Annotated in this window: 14 protein-coding genes; all 14 read right to left on the reverse strand. The window is 41.2% G+C overall.

Annotation, left to right across the window (positions count from 1 at the left end):
- Positions 1-4 precede the first annotated feature (4 nt).
- The 14 genes from truB to M3166_RS08910 all read right to left on the reverse strand — a co-directional run bounded on the left by truB (position 5) and on the right by M3166_RS08910 (position 17,868).
- The gene (gene truB / locus M3166_RS08845; RefSeq protein WP_251689269.1) at positions 5-916 is read right to left on the reverse strand and encodes a tRNA pseudouridine(55) synthase TruB; all 912 of its coding nucleotides are present in this window, start codon (positions 914-916) and stop codon (positions 5-7) included.
- A gap of 411 nt (positions 917-1,327) precedes the next feature.
- Entirely contained in the window at positions 1,328-1,672 is a 345-nt protein-coding gene (rbfA, locus tag M3166_RS08850; protein ID WP_251689271.1) for a 30S ribosome-binding factor RbfA, read from the reverse strand.
- A 59-nt stretch (positions 1,673-1,731) separates the two neighbouring features.
- Positions 1,732-2,010 (reverse strand): DUF503 domain-containing protein, encoded by a 279-nt coding sequence (locus tag M3166_RS08855; RefSeq protein WP_251689273.1) that lies wholly within the window; start codon positions 2,008-2,010, stop codon positions 1,732-1,734.
- On the reverse strand, positions 2,010-4,379 hold the full coding sequence (gene infB / locus M3166_RS08860) for a translation initiation factor IF-2 (protein WP_251689275.1): 2,370 nt from the start codon (positions 4,377-4,379) through the stop codon (positions 2,010-2,012). Before infB ends, M3166_RS08855 begins: the two co-directional genes overlap by 1 nt.
- A gap of 14 nt (positions 4,380-4,393) precedes the next feature.
- Positions 4,394-4,702 carry a YlxQ family RNA-binding protein gene (locus M3166_RS08865; RefSeq protein ID WP_251689276.1) on the reverse strand — a complete coding sequence of 103 codons (309 nt, stop codon included), beginning with the start codon at positions 4,700-4,702 and terminating at the stop codon, positions 4,394-4,396.
- Complete coding sequence (rnpM, locus tag M3166_RS08870; RefSeq protein ID WP_008403237.1) at positions 4,699-4,977, reverse strand: RNase P modulator RnpM; 279 nt, start codon at positions 4,975-4,977, stop codon at positions 4,699-4,701. The genes M3166_RS08865 and rnpM overlap by 4 nt, the downstream gene beginning before the upstream one ends.
- Before the next feature lie 39 nt (positions 4,978-5,016).
- Positions 5,017-6,144, reverse strand: a complete 1,128-nt coding sequence (gene nusA / locus M3166_RS08875; protein WP_251689277.1) for a transcription termination factor NusA — start codon at positions 6,142-6,144, stop codon at positions 5,017-5,019.
- A 14-nt stretch (positions 6,145-6,158) separates the two neighbouring features.
- Positions 6,159-6,644 (reverse strand): ribosome maturation factor RimP, encoded by a 486-nt coding sequence (rimP, locus tag M3166_RS08880; protein WP_079525284.1) that lies wholly within the window; start codon positions 6,642-6,644, stop codon positions 6,159-6,161.
- Positions 6,645-7,109: 465 nt separating this feature from the next.
- The gene (locus M3166_RS08885; protein WP_251689278.1) at positions 7,110-11,486 is read right to left on the reverse strand and encodes a PolC-type DNA polymerase III; all 4,377 of its coding nucleotides are present in this window, start codon (positions 11,484-11,486) and stop codon (positions 7,110-7,112) included.
- Positions 11,487-11,650: 164 nt separating this feature from the next.
- Positions 11,651-13,357, reverse strand: a complete 1,707-nt coding sequence (locus tag M3166_RS08890; RefSeq protein WP_251689279.1) for a proline--tRNA ligase — start codon at positions 13,355-13,357, stop codon at positions 11,651-11,653.
- A 355-nt stretch (positions 13,358-13,712) separates the two neighbouring features.
- Complete coding sequence (gene rseP / locus M3166_RS08895; RefSeq protein ID WP_251689280.1) at positions 13,713-14,969, reverse strand: RIP metalloprotease RseP; 1,257 nt, start codon at positions 14,967-14,969, stop codon at positions 13,713-13,715.
- Positions 14,970-15,111: 142 nt separating this feature from the next.
- Positions 15,112-16,257, reverse strand: a complete 1,146-nt coding sequence (gene dxr / locus M3166_RS08900; protein WP_251689281.1) for a 1-deoxy-D-xylulose-5-phosphate reductoisomerase — start codon at positions 16,255-16,257, stop codon at positions 15,112-15,114.
- Between the two features lie 22 nt (positions 16,258-16,279).
- On the reverse strand, positions 16,280-17,077 hold the full coding sequence (locus M3166_RS08905; RefSeq protein ID WP_251689282.1) for a phosphatidate cytidylyltransferase: 798 nt from the start codon (positions 17,075-17,077) through the stop codon (positions 16,280-16,282).
- Positions 17,074-17,868 (reverse strand): isoprenyl transferase, encoded by a 795-nt coding sequence (locus tag M3166_RS08910; protein ID WP_251689283.1) that lies wholly within the window; start codon positions 17,866-17,868, stop codon positions 17,074-17,076. Before M3166_RS08910 ends, M3166_RS08905 begins: the two co-directional genes overlap by 4 nt.
- Between the last annotated feature and the right edge of the window lie 140 nt (positions 17,869-18,008).

Genomic DNA, 18,008 nt, shown 5'->3' on the forward strand with positions numbered 1-18,008 from the left:
CCTCCTAATTAATTTCGGGAAACATCTTATCCGGCTTCATTTGCCCGGTCTTTGTCGGATGGGCGATGTAAACCGCAAATGCTCGTCCCTCTACACCATAAACAATTTTATCATGTTCCGTTAATAAAGTATGCATCGGGAGAACTTGCCCATTGAAAATTTGCTTTTCAATGTCTTCCGTAATTTCAATGTATGGATAATCGGATAATGCATATTCAACAGGCAACAGAAACTTCTCCTGCTCCCCTGCTTCCATCATTTCCGCGATTTCGGCTAATGTAAAGCAATTGTCTTTAGTAAATGTGCCTGATGCTGTTCGTACAAGTTCATGCATATGTGCAGGACAGCCTAATGCTTCACCGATCTGAACAGCTAATGTGCGAATATACGTCCCTTTTGAACATTTGATGCGAATCGAGAACTTCACTTCTTCCCCTTCGAACGTTTGTGCATCATCCAATAATTCCAGCTCGTAAATTGTAATTTTACGTGTTGGGCGCTCGACTGTTTGGCCGGCTCTTGCATACTCATAAAGCTTTTTCCCGTTCACTTTTACCGCAGAAAACATCGGAGGCGTTTGTTCAATTTCGCCTGTCAGCGTTTGGAGTGCTTGTAAAATTTCTTCACGAGTAAACGATTTGAAATCTGTATTTTGCTCGACTGTTTCGCCTTCCGCATCTTCTGTTGTTGTCGTGCGTCCGATCGATACGACTGCTTCATACGTTTTGCCGGCATCTGTTAAATATTCGGCGATGCGTGTTGCCTGGCCGATACAGATTGGCAGGACGCCTTCTACACCTGGATCAAGTGTCCCGGTATGGCCTACTTTTTTCGTCTTTAATATTTTTCGTAATTTAAATACACAGTCATGACTTGTCATGCCGCGCTCTTTCCATAATGGCAAAATACCGTTCATTGTTTTGCTCCTTTGTTTGAAATAGGGATTTCGATATTTAATAGATTCTTTGATATAAGCTTCAGCTATAGTTGGTACTTTTCATACGATCCGTTCTGCTTCGCTACGGGAGGCCAACAGGACGTTGATCACGAATGCGTTGTTACACGACATAACGGTTTTAGCATTCGTTCAAATATTCCTGGGGGCGTGGCTCCAACTAACTTTATCGCTACCCTTACGGCGGCAGCGATAAAGTGGATTTTCCGCGCACGCTGATCCCCTAGGAGTCGCCCCCCTTCGCTTCGCGTCACTCTACCTTAGCATAAAGTTTATTTCCTTAACAAAACTTCTGTATTCAACAATTCCGTTAAAGAATTTCAAAAGCAAAAAAGTCTGCCTGCATAGTTATGCAGCGCAGACTTCTTAGTTTTATTTATCTTCGTTTAGGCCACGTAGTAAAGCATCGATTTTGTTTCCGTATTCGATTGCTGTATCGAATTCGAATGCCAGTTCAGGCGTACGGCGTAAGCGAATACGTGAACCAACTTCAGAACGGATGAAACCGGATGCTTTTTCTAACGCTTGCAATGTTTCCGCACGTTCGCGGTCATTGCCTAACGATGTAATATAAACAGTTGCTTGCTGTAAGTCTCCTGTTACTGCTACATCAGTAACCGTAACGAAGCCTACACGCGGATCTTTGATTTTGCGCGCAATGATTTCAGTAATTTCTTTTTTCATTTGCTCAGCAACTCGATTAGAACGTAGAGACATAAATGTCACCTCATTTAAATTGCGTAATTAATAGTACAGTTTGCCACGATAAGTGGACTTTATAAATATTCACGATAAAAATCCAGCTGTTCCCATTGCGGATTTGACTGCAGATAATGGACGGCACGCATAAGCTCGCGTTCAGCTGCTTCTTTGGAAGAAGCAACTGCGACAAGCGCAAGCTTTGTACGCTGCCATACATCCTGATGGTCAATTTCAGCAACGGAAACGTTGAATTTTTGTTTCGTACGCGTAACCATCCGTTGTAGGACGGCGCGCTTTTCTTTTAATGAGTGGGCAGTCTGAATCATGAATTCAATTTCTGCGTATACAATCATTATTTACGAACAATTTCTTCCATTACGAAGGCTTCGATAATGTCGCCTTCTTTAATGTCGTTGTAGTTTTTAATTGTAATACCACACTCATATCCTTTTGCAACTTCTTTTGCATCATCTTTGAAGCGTTTTAGTGAATCAAGTTCACCTTCGAACACAACAACGTTTTCGCGAATTACACGTACGCCGGCATCGCGAACGATTTTACCTTCGATAACGTATGAACCTGCAATTGTACCCACTTTAGATACTTTAATTGTTTGACGAACTTCCGCTTGACCAACGATTTTCTCTTCGAACTCTGGATCAAGCATCCCTTTCATCGCGTGTTCAATTTCTTCGATTACTTTATAGATGATACGGTGTAGACGAATATCTACGCCTTCTTCATCAGCAGCACGTTTTGCATTTGTATCCGGACGTACGTTGAATCCGATAACGATTGCATTTGAGGCAGCAGCAAGAGAGATATCCGATTCTGTAATTGCACCCGCACCAGTGTGGATGATTTTAACGTTAACACCTTCAACATCAATTTTCATTAATGAAGAAGCCATTGCTTCCACTGTACCTTGTACGTCTGCTTTAACGATTAAGTTTAGCTCTTTCATTTCGCCTTGGCTCATTTGTTCGAATAAGTTATCAAGTGTTACACGTTGTTTTTCTGAACGTGACGCTTGAATTGCAGTCATTGAACGAGACTCACCAACTTGACGAGCTGTTTTTTCGTCTTCGAATACTACGAAACGGTCGCCCGCTTGTGGTACTTCGCTTAAACCTGTAATTTCAACTGGCATAGAAGGGCCAGCTGTTTTAATACGACGGCCAAGATCGTTGACCATTGCACGTACACGACCATATGCATGACCGACTACGATTGGGTCACCAATACGTAATGTACCATCTTGAACTAAAAGTGTTGCAACTGCACCACGGCCTTTATCAAGCTGTGCTTCAATTACTGTACCGATTGCTGAACGAGTCGGATTCGCTTTTAATTCGCCTACTTCAGAAACTAATAAAATCATTTCCAGAAGTTGGTCAATACCTTCACCTTTCAGTGCTGAAATTGGTACGAAGATTGTATCTCCACCCCATGCTTCAGGAACTAATCCGTGCTCAGTTAACTCTTGTTGTACACGGTCAGGATTGGCAGATGGTTTATCCATTTTGTTGATTGCTACGATAATTGGTACTTCTGCAGCTTTTGCGTGGTTGATTGCTTCAACTGTTTGAGGCATTACACCGTCATCTGCTGCAACTACGATAATTGCGATATCTGTAATTGATGCACCACGCGCACGCATTGTTGTGAATGCCGCGTGACCAGGAGTATCAAGGAATGAAATTTTCTTCCCGTTAACTTCTACTTGGTATGCACCGATATGCTGAGTAATACCGCCTGCTTCACCCGCTGTAACTTTCGTTTTACGAATTGAGTCAAGCAATGATGTTTTACCGTGGTCAACGTGTCCCATAATTGTTACAACTGGTGGGCGCTCTTCTAATGCATTCTCGTCAACTTCCACGATAGTATCATCGAAGTACGTATCTAAATCTGTTTTGTCGATACGGATTTCTTCTTCTACTTCTACCCCGTAGTCTGCACAGATTAACTCAATTGCATCCTTATCAAGTTCTTGGTTAATTGTTGCCATTACGCCAAGCATGAATAATTTTTTAATAATTTCCGATGGCTCACGGTGTAATTTTTTTGCAAGTTCTGCAACTGATAAACTTTCATAGAAAGTAATTTTTTCCGGTAATTCCTTTTGCACCATTGGTTGTGGTGCCGGGCGATGCGTACGACGTTTACCACCATTGATACCTGGTTTTCTACGTTGTTGATAGCCGCCTTTGTTTTGAGTGTTGCCACCCTTGTTTGGCGTATTTCCGCCTCTATTTGGCGTGTTGCCGCCTTTATTATTACTAGTGTTTGGTGTTGTGCCGCTTTTGCGGTTATTATTGTTATTTTGTGTCATATTTCGATTTTGGTTACCTTTTTCATTTCTTATTTTTTCGCCTTGTTGCGATTTTGGTTGCCCTTGGGCGTTTGAAGCTTTGTTCGGTTGTTGGTTATTTGAAGCAGATTGTGGACGATCCTGCTTTTGACCTTGCTGCACTTTCTTCTGCCCTTGTTCACCGCGTTTTGGTGTAACATTTACAGCTTTGGCAGGTGTCTTTGCAGGAGAATCTTTCGTTGGTTCCACTGCTTGCTTAAAGACAGAATTTAGTTTTGAGACCGCCTGCTCATCGATAACCGCCATATGATTTTTCACCGGCAGATTATGTTTTGCAAGCACCTCAATAACTTCCTTACTTGTTTTATTTACCTTTTTCGCATATTCATGAACTCTTACTTTGCTCATCTGCTCACCCCCGATTAATTTTCGTTGAGTAGACTAGACATTTTTTTAGCAAATCCGCTATCTGTAATAGCAATCGCTACACGGGCTTCCTTCCCGGTAGCATGTCCAAGATCATATCGATCTCCGAAAACATAATACTCAACTTTATAAAACGTACATTTATCCTGAATCTTTTTGCTCGTATTTGCCGAAGCATCCGAAGCTAAAAAGACAAGTTTTGCATTGCCGTTGCGAATTTCTTTTACGACAAGCTCTTCTCCGGATATTGTTTTTCGTGCACGTGCTGCTAAACCTAATAGCTGTAGCAATGCCGGGTTTGTCATAAAATCGACTCCCGGCGGATTAGCGTTAGCAGCTCCTCATACACCTCATCCGGCACTTTTGCATCAAGCTGGCGATCTAAAATATTCTTTTTACGCGCCATTTCAACAGCATCTTCCGTTTTAGAAACATATGCTCCACGACCGGATTTTTTTCCTGTAATATCAACAGTCACTTCGCCCTCTTTTGAACGAACGACGCGAATCATTGATTTTTTCGGAAGCATCTCGCCTGTTGCAACACATTTGCGTAAAGGAATTTTTTTATTAACGACCATATTGCTTACCCTCCTTGCAAAATCATTCCAAATGATGGCTTACTCTTCGTCATCACCATATAAATCAAATTGTACTTCTTCTGCATCTTCACGTGGAACGAATGTGCTCGTTTCAGAAGGATAAATCCCTAATTCGCGTGCATCTGTTTCACTCTTGATGTCGATTTTCCAGCCCGTTAATTTTGCTGCTAAACGAGCATTTTGTCCGCGCTTACCAATCGCTAGTGATAATTGGTAATCCGGTACGACAACTGTTGTTGACTTTTCTTCTTCATTTACTTGAACGTCCAGAACTTTTGAAGGGCTTAGTGCGTTTGCAACGAATACAACCGGATCTTCTGACCATTCTACGATATCGATCTTTTCACCGTTTAATTCGTTTACAATTGTTTGCACACGTGCACCTTTAGCTCCAACACATGAACCTACAGGATCTACTTCTTCATTATGTGCATATACAGAGATTTTTGAACGGTCTCCCGCTTCACGCGCGATTGATTTGATTTCTACAGTGCCATCATAAATTTCTGGAACTTCCATTTCAAACAGACGGCGCAATAATCCAGGATGTGTACGAGATACGATTACTTGTGGACCACGTGTTGTGCGTTCAACTTTTGTAATGTAAACACGGATGCGTGTAGTTGGCTTATAAACTTCACCTTGAATTTGTTCGTTAACAGGTAATGCCGCTTCCACTTTACCGATTGACACATAAATATTACGTGCATCTTGACGCTCGATTACACCTGTTACGATGTCATCTTCACGGTCTACATACTCTTCATAAATTAAACCGCGCTCTGCCTCACGAACACGTTGCGTTACAACTTGCTTAGCAGTCTGTGCCGCGATACGTCCGAAGTTCCGTGGTGTTACTTCTTCTTCTACGACGTCACCAATTTCATAAGCTGCATTAATGAATTTCGCGTCTTCCAATGCGATTTCCAGACGATCGTCTTCTACTTCTTCTACTACGTCTTTACGAGAATAAACAACCATTGAACCTGTATTTAGGTTAAGATCCACGCGAACGTTTTGCGCTTGGTTGAAGTTACGTTTGTACGCAGTTACTAAAGCCGCCTCAATCGCCTCAATTAATACATCTCTTGAAATACCTTTCTGCTCTTCAAGGGCAGTTAGGGCATCTAGTAATTCACTACTCATTTTTGTTTTCACTCCTAAATTTGCTTATCTGAAAAATCGATAGCAAGACGCGCTTGCGCAATTTTTTCTTTTTCAATTTGTACTGTAACTTTACGTGTTTTAATACGGAATTCGATTTCTAAAAATTCATCTGTATATGCGCGTAAATAACCATAGAATTCTTTTAAATCCTTAACTGGTTCATAAGTTTTCACATAAATATATTTGCCGATTGCTTTTTCAAAGTCCTGTTGTTTCTTTAACGGACGTTCCGCTCCTGGTGAAGAAACCTCTAAGTAATAGTTTTGCTCGATTGGATCATTTTCATCCAACTTCTCGCTTAAACGTTCACTCACTTGTGCACATTGTAAAATATCAATGCCGCCTTCTGGTGTGTCAACATAAATACGAAGGAACCAGTCGCGTCCTTCTTTCACGAACTCGATATCAACTAATTCCAAATCAAGCTCTTCCACGATCGGTGTCACTAGCTCTTCAATGATCGACGTAACTTTGCTCATCGTATCCTCCCTAACGTCTTTGTTTGTTTTAAATCTTCTTAGTATTGGTTAAACAAAAGACGAGTTTTCATTGAAAAAAATGGAGACATTTACATCTAAATGCAATTGCGTCCAGATTTCTTTTGAGGCCCACAGGACGTGGGTCAGCCAGTCATCGCCGTAAGATACGACGTTTTAGACGGACTTCATTTTTTTCATTTTAAATTTGTGATATTCGCCAAAGGTTCAACTCCATTGAACAAATGATCTGAACACTTGCTCATCGAAATTAAATAGTTGTGTAAACAACAGAAAAGAGCGGGAAACCCCACTCTTTTGCTGGTGAACTATCAACAAATTATTACATTTAGCATAGCACAAAGGCTATCCTAATGCAAATTTTGCCTATTAACACATAGAATTAACAACAATTAAGAGAATATGCATCTGTAAATACAAAATCCTCTCTTTTAGCCAATCCGTACATTAGAATAATGACAGCTGGTTGGCATCCGGCATTCCTTCCAGACATCCAAGCTCATCCATATACTCGATTAATGTCTTCGATACACGGCCGCGTTGCTGTAGATCTTCCTTCGATAAAAACTCTCCGTTTTTACGTGCTTCAACAATTTGTTTCGCTACGTTTGTACCAAGGCCAGGAATGGCATCAAATGGCGGAATCAATGAGTTTCCTTCAATAATGAACTCACTCGCCTGTGAACGGTATAAATCTACCTTTTTGAAGCTCATGCCGCGTTCACACATTTCAAGTGCCAGTTCCATAACCGTCAGTAAACTTTTCTCTTTTGGCGCTGCATCGAGCCCCTTCATGTTAATCTCATCGATTTTTTTGCGAATCATGACAGAACCTTGCGTCATCGCAATTAAATCAAAGTCCGATGCACGTACAGTGAAGTAAGCTGCATAGTAAAGAATCGGATGATGTACCTTGAACCATGCGATACGCACGGCCATTAATACATACGCTGCGGCATGGGCTTTCGGGAACATGTACTTAATCTTTTTACAAGAATCGATATACCATTCCGGCACTTTCTTCGCACGCATTTCCGCTTCCATTTCATCTGTTAAGCCTTTACCTTTACGAACAGACTCCATAATTTTAAAGGCAAACGACGGTTCCAAATCCTGATAAATTAAATAAACCATAATATCGTCACGACAGCCAATTACTTCTTTTAATACACAAGTGCCGTCTTTGATCAGTTCCTGTGCATTTCCAAGCCATACGTCTGTACCGTGTGATAGTCCTGAAATCTGAACAAGTTCACTGAATGTTGACGGTTTTGTTTCTTCTAGCATTTGGCGTACGAATTTTGTCCCGAACTCAGGAATTCCGAGCGTTCCTGTTTTCGTGCCAATTTGCTTTTCCGTTACACCTAGTGATTCCGTTGAACTGAAAATCTTCATAACAATCGGATCGTCTGTCGGGATTGTTTTCGGATCGATTCCGGATAAATCCTGAAGCATACGAATTACGGTCGGATCATCGTGTCCAAGTATATCGAGCTTTAAAATATTATCGTGAATCGAGTGGAAGTCGAAATGGGTTGTTTTCCATTCCGAATCCTGGGCATCCGCCGGGAACTGTACTGGCGAGAAGTCGTAAATATCCATATAATCCGGAACTACGATAATGCCCCCTGGGTGTTGTCCGGTTGTACGTTTTACCCCTGTACATCCTTGCACAAGGCGGTCCACTTCCGCATTTCGGTAAGTGATGCCATTGTCGCTTCCGTACCCTTTTACATAACCATATGCCGTCTTTTCAGCGACGGTACCAATTGTTCCGGCACGGAATACATAATCTTCACCGAACAGCACTTTCGTATAGTTATGCGCCTGTGGCTGATATTCACCGGAGAAGTTCAAATCAATATCGGGCACCTTGTCGCCCTTGAATCCCAGGAATGTTTCGAACGGGATATCCTGGCCGTCTTTTTTGTACGGAGCACCGCATTCCGGGCATTGTTTGTTCGGTAAGTCATAGCCTGATGCAACCGAACCATCCGCGATAAACTCGGAATGCTTGCACTTTGGACAAACATAATGCGGCGGTAGCGGGTTTACTTCGGTAATTTCCATAAATGTCGCGACGAGGGATGACCCTACAGAACCACGCGAACCTACTAAGTAACCGTCAGCAAGCGATTTTTTAACGAGCTTTGCGGAAATCAGGTAAATTACTCCGAACCCGTGCCCCAAAATCGATTTCAGTTCCTTATCAATACGTGCCTGGACAATTTCCGGTAAATTTTCGCCGTAAATACTATGTGCCATTTCATAAGTCAGATTCGTTACTTCATCATCCGAGCCTTCAATCTTCGGTGTATATAAGTCGTCCTTGATCGGTTTTACATCGCCAATCATATCGGCGACAAGCTGCGTATTTGTCACAACGATTTCCTTTGCTAAATCCGGGCCTAAAAAGTCGAATTCCTTCAGCATTTCATCCGTTGTACGGAAATGGACTTTCGGTAAAGGATTACGATTTAACGGGTTTGCACCACCCATTGATCCAACAAGGATTTGACGGAACTTTGCATCGGTTTCATGCAAGTAGTGGACATTTCCCGTTGCTACGACCGGTAAGTTCAGCTTTTTGCCAAGCTTTACGATACGGCGGATAATGTCTTCCAATGCCCATTCATCATGGACTGTACCGCCATCCACTAATGGAGAATAGACCGGTTTCGGCATTACTTCCAAATAATCATAGAATTTTGCGATACGCTCGGCTTCTTCCTGCGTCTTATTCATCATTGTTTCAAATAACTCACCATTCGAGCAGCCTGAGCCTACGATTAAACCTTGTCGTAGTTTTTGCAAATCAGATCGACGAATACGTGGCACACGGTAAAATGTTTCCGTATGCGAAATTGAAATCAACTTAAACAGATTTTTCAGTCCGGCATCATCGACCGCCAAAATTGTACAGTGACTTGGGCGTGACTGTTTATATCCTTCTGCACCGCCGACATGGTCATTCATTTCAATCAGGTTTTTAATACCTAAATCGGCAGCCTGTTTCAATAAATGCAGGAATAGCTCTCCTGTTGCTTCGGTATCATAAATTGCCCGGTGATGCTGGGTTAGTTCGATATTGTATTTTTTCGTTAATGTTTTCAAGTTATGCGATTTTTGCCCTGGATTTACAAGACGGGAAAGCTCGACCGTATCGATCCCCGGGTGGCGAACTTCTATGCCGGCATTTTTGTATGCAACATATAAGAAACCTAAGTCAAACGCTGCATTATGCGCGACAACAATCCCATCGCCGATAAAGTCATGGAATTCACGAATGACATCACTCAGCTCTGGTGCATTGACAAGCATATCATCAGTAATATGAGTCAGCTCGATAATTTTTGCTGTTAATTTACGGTGCGGGTTTGAGAATCGTTCAAATGTATCAATAACTTGACCATTCTTAATTTTGACGGCCGCCAGCTCGATAATCGTGTCATACACGTTCGAGAAGCCGGTCGTCTCTACGTCAAATACGATATACGTTGCATCTTCAAGGTCAACATCAATCGGATCGTAAACAATTGGTTTTCCGTCATCAACTAAGTTTGCTTCCACGCCGTAAATGACTTTAATGCCATTTTTCTTACCGGCAGCATACGCTTCAGGGAATGCCTGAACAACAGCATGGTCGGTTACCGCAATCGCAGGATGTCCCCATTTGGCTGCTTGTGCCACTAGCTTGTCGACAGATGTCATCGCATCCATTTGACTCATCGGTGTATGCAGGTGAAGCTCAACTCGCTTTTCGCCTTCCGGAGCATGGTCTTTTTTAGGTTCACGCTTGATTTCGTTGATGTCTTTTACCATCATGACTAAATCGCGGGCAAATGTATCAAGCTGAATCGATCCGCGTACACGCACCCACATCCCTTTGCTCATCTGCTTCATCTTCACGACGTCCTCGTCACCGTTTGAGAACATTTTGACCATTAGTGAGTCGGTGTAGTCGGAAATTTTAAATTCAAGCAATGAACGACCGCTTCGAAGTTCTTTAATATCACATGCAAAAATAAACCCTTCCAGTACAATCGAGCGTTCTTCTTCCAGTACTGTGCGGATTTCGACCGGATCCGGATTTTTAATGAGTGCACCAATCTGGAATGGTGTATCTCCATTGGAAACAGCACCAGGATTGGCCGCTTTCTCTTTTTCGCGTGTTGCAAAATCGGCCATCGCCTGTTTAGACAGTCGCTCTTCCTCTTCCCTGCGCTGCTGGTAAAACGCTTCTTGCTGTGCAATAAATTCATCATTTTCCTCTACAAGCTGGAACTCAAGCGGGATATGCGGGAAGCCGAATGTTTTGTACGATTCGGCAATTTTATCTGTATACTTTGCTTTTAATGATAAGTACTCGACTTCGAGCATCGATGTTACGACAAGCTTATGACCTGTCCATTTCGGTGTTTGCTTCGATAAATTTGCACGCAATAGTGGCGACATTTCATCCAATTGCTCCACTACTACTTGCCAATAATCCAAAATATGCTGCTCATTAACTACCGGATTATGCGATTCAATCGTCAGTAACACATTGGCTATAGGAGAAAACTTCTCGACCATCCGCATTCTCAGCAATTGATACACTTGGTAAGGCAATATATTTTCAATTTTTATTTTAAAGTCCCAAATACGTTTCTTTTTATGAACCGTTACACGTTCGAGTGTTCCATTTTCAAAAAAGGACATATAGACATCATCAGTCAATTCAAGCTGCTGTAACAATAGTAGGAATTTTTGTCTTCCTTCCTGTTTTGACAATTGTTTCACCCTTTCATCATGCTGTTTCCATTGTAAGGTGAGGGATTTCATCGGACATGAACAAATACTCCACTTTATTTAAAATAAGCGGAATTAATACCGTTATTCATCCAAGCCAACCCAATACATAAAAAATGGCCCCTTCACTTCCAATGAAAAAGAAAAGAAAGTACATAAAAAATTGTACTTTCCCGTTCTCTCTATCTTAATCGTTACTAGTTTTGGCGGAAATATTCGTTTAAGCGATCGACTACTTCTTCTTTCGCCCATTCTGCAGATTCGCCTGTTGAACGGAATTTCACTTCCACAAGACCTTCTGAAGCTTTTTTACCTACTGTAATACGAACAGGTAATCCGATTAAATCTGCATCTGCAAATTTTACGCCGGCACGTTCTGCACGGTCATCATATAACACTTCATAGCGGTATGATTTCAGTACACCATAAAGCTCGTCCGCTAATTGAACTTGTGCTTCGTCTTTTGCATTGATTGGTACTAGTTGCAAGTCATATGGTGCTAATTGTGCAGGCCATACAAATCCGTTTTCATCTTGGAAATGTTCTGCTACTGCAGCAAGTATACGAGAAACCCCGATACCATAGCATCCCATAATATAAGGTTTTGCTTTACCTTGCTCATCAAGGAATGTTGCATTTAGTTTTTCTGAATAAGTTGTACCTAATTTGAAAATATGTCCAACTTCAATTCCTTCAGCAAACTTAATGATACCTTGACCGTCCGGAGATGGGTCACCTTGTTGGATGAAACGGATGTCTTCATAAGAGCTGATCGCGAAGTCGCGCTCCGGATTAACATTTAATAAGTGGAATCCATCTTCGTTTGCACCTGCAACACCGTTACGGATTGATTTGATTGCGTTATCCGCAATAACTTTTACATTTACCGGCAATTTCACAGGACCGATTGAACCTGGTGTACAGCCTAGTAATTCTTTAATAGCTGCGTCTTCTGCCAATTCAACAGATGTAGCACCTAATGCATTTTTCAGTTTAATATCGTTAATTTCGTGGTCACCGCGCGCTAAAACAACAACCAACTCGCCATCAATATCAAAAACTAGTGATTTAATCACATTTGAAGGTTCCACATTTAAAAATGCCGATACTTCTTCAATTGTTTTTTGGTCTGGTGTTTCAATTTTTTCGATGTCTTTCAATGGTGTTGTCGGTGCTGTATATTCTACAACAACCTCTGCCATTTCGATGTTTGCCGCATAATCCGATGTATCCGAATAAGCGATTGTATCTTCACCGATTTCAGAAAGCACCATAAATTCGTGCGTACCTTTACCGCCAATTGTACCTGCATCCGCAATTACAGCACGGAAGTTCAGTCCAAGACGCGAGAAGATGTTTGAATATGCACGGTACATATCATCGTATGTTGCATCAAGTGATTCACGTGATGAGTGGAAAGAATAAGCATCTTTCATAATGAATTCGCGACCGCGCAGTAAGCCGAAGCGTGGACGTTTTTCATCGCGGAATTTGCTTTGAATTTGGTAAAGTGTTAACGGTAATTTTTTATATGATTTAATTTCATCACGCACCAAAGTTGTAATCACTTCTTCATGAGTAGCACCTAGAGCGAAGTCACGGTCATGACGGTCTTTTAAACGCATAAGCTCTGGACCGTATGCTTCCCAGCGACCTGATTCCTGCCATAGCTCTGCTGGTTGCAATGCAGGCATTAATAACTCGATTGAATTGATTGCTTCCATTTCTTCACGGATGATCTGTTCGATTTTTGATAATACTCTGCGCGCTAATGGTAAGTACGAATATACTCCGGCTGCATTTTGTCGGATAAATCCGGCACGCATAAGCATACGATGCGATTTCACGTCGGCATCGGATGGATTTTCCCTTAAAGTAGGGATAAACGTTTTGGTCTGTTTCATAAATAGTGCCACCTTTTTTATTTAAATTGCTACTTCTATAATACTAATCAAATTTAGCTTTGAACGCTAGTATTATTCATACAAAACGCTCAAAGCTGCCATTTTAAAACGTATTTTGTTTAAAAGAGATTCTACATCTGACATGGTGTTGATTTCCATTACGGGTCGGACGCTTTCCGCGGGCAAGAATTAGAGTCAAACTTGTTTGTCTCTAATTCTTTGCGCCGAGGATGGCGGCAATTTATTGCGGCCACCGCAGAAGCAACGACTTGATGAATGAGAAGGCATAATTAAGTCGCCTCCCCTTCATTCCAATCAACTTGCTTGCCCTTTAGCTAAATCATCTTAATTAATATTAGAAGAAGAATCGCTGGATATCATTCCATGTTACGACGACCATTAAGATCATCAGCAGGAGTATTCCGACGAAGTGAACCATACCTTCTTTTTGACGGTCGATTGGTTTTCCTCTTACTGCTTCCACAGCGAAGAAAAGTAAACGGCCACCATCAAGTGCTGGTAATGGTAACAAGTTCATAATCCCTAAGTTGACGCTCAGCATTGCCGCAAAGTATAGAATATTATATAAACCGAACGTTACAACCGTTTCAGTTGTTTTATAAATTCCTACCGGGCCTGATAATGCATCGATCGAGAATTGGCCGGTAATCAGTTTTCCGACAAGTGTTCCGATTGTAATAATCATGTTATACGTTTCTTCCACACCATACACTACGGCTTGTAATGGATTTTTTTCAATGGAACGCATCACACCGATTTGTCCGTAATCCGGACCACCTTCCTGCTCTACAGCTTTTGGTGTAAGTTCAATTACTTCATTACCCGTTTCACGTTCGACTTCGAATGTTACGGCTTTGTTCGGGTTCTTGAAAATTTGTTCTGATAATTCTTCCCAAGTTGAAATCGACTGTCCGTTCACCTTGACTACTTTATCGCCATCGACCAATCCGGCACTGCTCGCAACAGAATTGTCCATAACTTCGGCAATAATCGGTTCCTCAGAAGGAATCCCTTGAATAAGCCCGATAATCAGGAAGATGAAAAACGCTAAAATAAAATTGAATAATGGACCAGCGAAAATCGCCATTGCACGAGCACCAACAGATTTTGAATTAAATTGGCGATCAAGCGGCGCAATCATCTGCTCCGTACCATTTTCAACGATGCTTGCTGTACGTGATACATTGTAGCGAATGAACTGATCATCTTCATCATAACCTTCAATCCAAAGTTCACGTTCTAAGTCCGCACGCTCTACTTCTAAAAAGATGACGTTTTGGTAATGTGTTTTTTGGTTGAGAATGATTTTTTCTACAATATTTTCTTCATTCGTTATTAAAGCTACGCGGTAACCAGGCTGCAGTTCTACCGTATCGGTATCTTCGCCGGCCATTCTTACATAACCGCCAATTGGTAATAATCGTAGCGTATAGACTGTTTCACCTTTCGTCATCCCAAAAATCTTCGGTCCCATACCAATCGCAAATTCACGCACCATAATGCCTGCTTTCTTTGCAAATAAGAAGTGACCTAGCTCATGGAAAAAAACGAGTGAGCCAAAAATTAAAATAAAGGCTATAACTGTTTGCATAATCTCCCACCTTCATTGGAACTGAGCCGAATATTATTTCGCTCAATCTTTTCTAGCAATCAAGCTCTTGAAAAAAGGCACCGCTTGTACAAAAAGGGGGATGTCCGCCTTTTCGTTCTTCACGTCCGTTTTTCACACTTCACTATTTTACCATGCTTGCGACGGTTTTTCTCGTTTCACTGTCTACATGTAAAATAGTTGCTAAATCTGGCAAAGCGATATTGTTATGACTATTCATAATACGCTCAATACATTCTTCAATTTCTAAAAAAGTAATTTTTTCTTGTAAAAACAATGCAACGGCTGCTTCGTTTGCCGCGTTCATTGCCGTTAAGATTGTCCCGCCCATTCTTCCTGCATCATAAGCAAGCTTTAATGCGCGGAAACGGTCAAAATCAACTTCCTTAAAATGAAGCTGTCCAATTTGGGCCAAATTTAAACGTTGGCCATTTGCAAGTGGTAAACGGTCCGGGTAGCTAAGCGCATATTGAATCGGTACGCGCATATCCGGTGTTCCGAGCTGTGCGATGACACTTGTATCCTCATATTCCACCATCGAGTGAATGATGCTTTCACGGTGCAGCAATACGTCGATGTTGTCATAAGGCATATCAAACAGTACATGTGCCTCAATTACTTCAAGCCCTTTATTCATCATTGTTGCCGAGTCAATCGTAATTTTGGCTCCCATTGACCAGTTCGGATGATTCAGAGCATCTTTTACTGTTACACCTACTAGCTCATCCCTTGTTCTATCACGGAATGAACCACCTGATGCCGTTAAAATAATACGCTCGATACGCTTTTTGTTTTCACCGTTCATCGATTGGAAAATAGCTGAATGCTCACTGTCTACCGGTAAGATTGGGGCATTGTATTTTTTCGCTTCAGCCATTACTAGATGGCCTGCTGTTACAAGTGTTTCTTTGTTAGCAATGGCAATCGTTTTCCCCATACGGATCGCAGCAAGTGTCGATTCCAGTCCAACGCTGCCTAATACTGCATTGATAAGCACTGTCGAATCCGGATGTGTCGCTACTTCGACCAATCCTTTATCGCCATATGTAAAGGAAACATGTGGGAACTCTTTTTGTAAAGTGCCTGCCGCTTCCTCAGTTTGCATTGAAACTAATTCTGGTTGAAGTTTTTTTATAATTTCGCGGGACTTTTCAATATTTTGTCCGGCTGAAAATGCAACAAGCTTAAATTCATTCGGATTCGCAAGTAAAATATCAAAGGTTTGCCATCCGATGGAACCTGTTGCACCTAATAAACTAATTTTTTTCACAATGATACGTCCCTTCTATGTCCTAGGAAAAGAAATGTAAAAAATGCAATAATGGTACGACAAATAATAAACTGTCAAAACGGTCCAATATGCCACCGTGTCCTGGGAGAATATTGCCTGAATCCTTTACACCAAAATGACGTTTAATAGCTGATTCGACTAAATCACCCATTTGTCCAATGATCGATGCAATTATTGTCACAACGATTAATTGCAGCCAGCTTGAAGCAAAAGGATAGATGAGCTGCATGGCAATTGCGAAAATAACTGCAATAACAATCCCGCCAATAAAACCTTCCACTGTTTTCTTAGGTGAAATTTCCGGCCATAATTTATTTTTCCCTAACTTACGTCCTACAAAATAGGCACCGGAATCTGTTGTCCAAACGACTAGCAATACAAAGACGACATATTCCAATCCGATAAAACGTGTTTCGATAAAATAGTGGAATCCCAGTCCGACATAAAATGCCCCTAGCAATATAAAACCAATTTCATCAAAGGTCATTTTATTTTTTACAAGTACAATATAAATCAACAACAATGTCGCAATTCCGTACACGATCATCAAAATTGAATCATATTGAAAAAAATCAACGATATTCCGTGACCAATCATTTGGTACAACCAAAACTAATAATGCAAGTGTACCAATAATACCTGGAACAGATGCAATTGAAATTTCTTTCATTTTCAGCAATTCATAGAAACCAATAACTGCGATGATACTCATTAAAACCGCAAATGGCGTTCCTCCATAAATTACGAATGGAATAAATAATGCTGCAGCAATTACTCCGGTAATGATGCGTTGTTTCAATTTGTTCCTTCTCCTTTCAGCCCTCCATAACGGCGGTTACGGTTTTGATACACAGAGATTGCCTCTTTTAAACAGGCTTCATCAAAATCAGGCCAATGCGTATCAGTGAACCAAAATTCCGTATAGGCAAGCTGCCATAGCATAAAGTTACTTATGCGCACTTCACCACTCGTGCGAATTAATAAATCAGGTTCAGGTAAATGAGCCGTCATTACATACTGGGAAATATGTTGTTCATTTAATTCATCAATTGTAAGATTTCCAGCTTCTACTTCTTTCAGAAGCTGTTGCATCGCCATTACAATTTCAGCACGCCCACCATAATTCATCGCAAAGTTTAATACTAATCCTGTATTCCCTGCAGTCGCTTCCATCGCCTTTCTTAAAGCGGATTGTGTATAGTCTGGCAATGAATCCATCACACCAATCATTTCTACTTTAATATTTAGCTCCATCAGCTCCGGTAAAAAGGAATTTAAAAATTGCTCTGGTAAACGCATTAAAAATTCTACTTCTGATTTAGGACGCTTCCAGTTTTCCGTTGAAAACGCATAGAGCGTCAATACTTTTACTCCTAAATCACAAGCGCAACGTGTTATTTTTCGAACGTTTTTCATTCCTTCATGATGCCCTGCAACTCGTGGCATTGAACGTTTTTTCGCCCAACGTCCATTTCCGTCCATAATAATTGCAATATGGGTAGGGATATCCTCTCCCTTAACTAAGTCCACATTTTCACTACCGAATGACTGTTCTTTATTTGTATTTTTCCCAAAAAGTTTTTTAAACATAGTTAATACCCCCAACTGCACAGATCGGACTGCTTCCCTTTTTATCATATCAAAAAAGGGATAGCCTGTCCTTTTTATATAATGAACTTCTTTACTATCTTAAAGAATAATTGTGCTTCTTTTAATCTTTCATATGTATT

The sequence above is a fragment of the Solibacillus isronensis genome, from assembly GCF_023715405.1.
Classification (GTDB): domain Bacteria; phylum Bacillota; class Bacilli; order Bacillales_A; family Planococcaceae; genus Solibacillus; species Solibacillus isronensis_B.

Bases quoted from the DNA above. Each gene is read 5' to 3' on its own strand.
- truB (WP_251689269.1), bottom strand. From the start codon at position 916: ATGAACGGTATTTTGCCATTATGGAAAGAGCGCGGCATGACAAGTCAT.
- rbfA (WP_251689271.1), bottom strand. From the start codon at position 1,672: ATGTCTCTACGTTCTAATCGAGTTGCTGAGCAAATGAAAAAAGAAATT.
- M3166_RS08855 (WP_251689273.1), bottom strand. From the start codon at position 2,010: ATGATTGTATACGCAGAAATTGAATTCATGATTCAGACTGCCCACTCA.
- infB (WP_251689275.1), bottom strand. From the start codon at position 4,379: ATGAGCAAAGTAAGAGTTCATGAATATGCGAAAAAGGTAAATAAAACA.
- M3166_RS08865 (WP_251689276.1), bottom strand. From the start codon at position 4,702: ATGACAAACCCGGCATTGCTACAGCTATTAGGTTTAGCAGCACGTGCA.
- rnpM (WP_008403237.1), bottom strand. From the start codon at position 4,977: ATGGTCGTTAATAAAAAAATTCCTTTACGCAAATGTGTTGCAACAGGC.
- nusA (WP_251689277.1), bottom strand. From the start codon at position 6,144: ATGAGTAGTGAATTACTAGATGCCCTAACTGCCCTTGAAGAGCAGAAA.
- rimP (WP_079525284.1), bottom strand. From the start codon at position 6,644: ATGAGCAAAGTTACGTCGATCATTGAAGAGCTAGTGACACCGATCGTG.
- M3166_RS08885 (WP_251689278.1), bottom strand. From the start codon at position 11,486: ATGAAATCCCTCACCTTACAATGGAAACAGCATGATGAAAGGGTGAAA.
- M3166_RS08890 (WP_251689279.1), bottom strand. From the start codon at position 13,357: ATGAAACAGACCAAAACGTTTATCCCTACTTTAAGGGAAAATCCATCC.
- rseP (WP_251689280.1), bottom strand. From the start codon at position 14,969: ATGCAAACAGTTATAGCCTTTATTTTAATTTTTGGCTCACTCGTTTTT.
- M3166_RS08910 (WP_251689283.1), bottom strand. From the start codon at position 17,868: ATGTTTAAAAAACTTTTTGGGAAAAATACAAATAAAGAACAGTCATTC.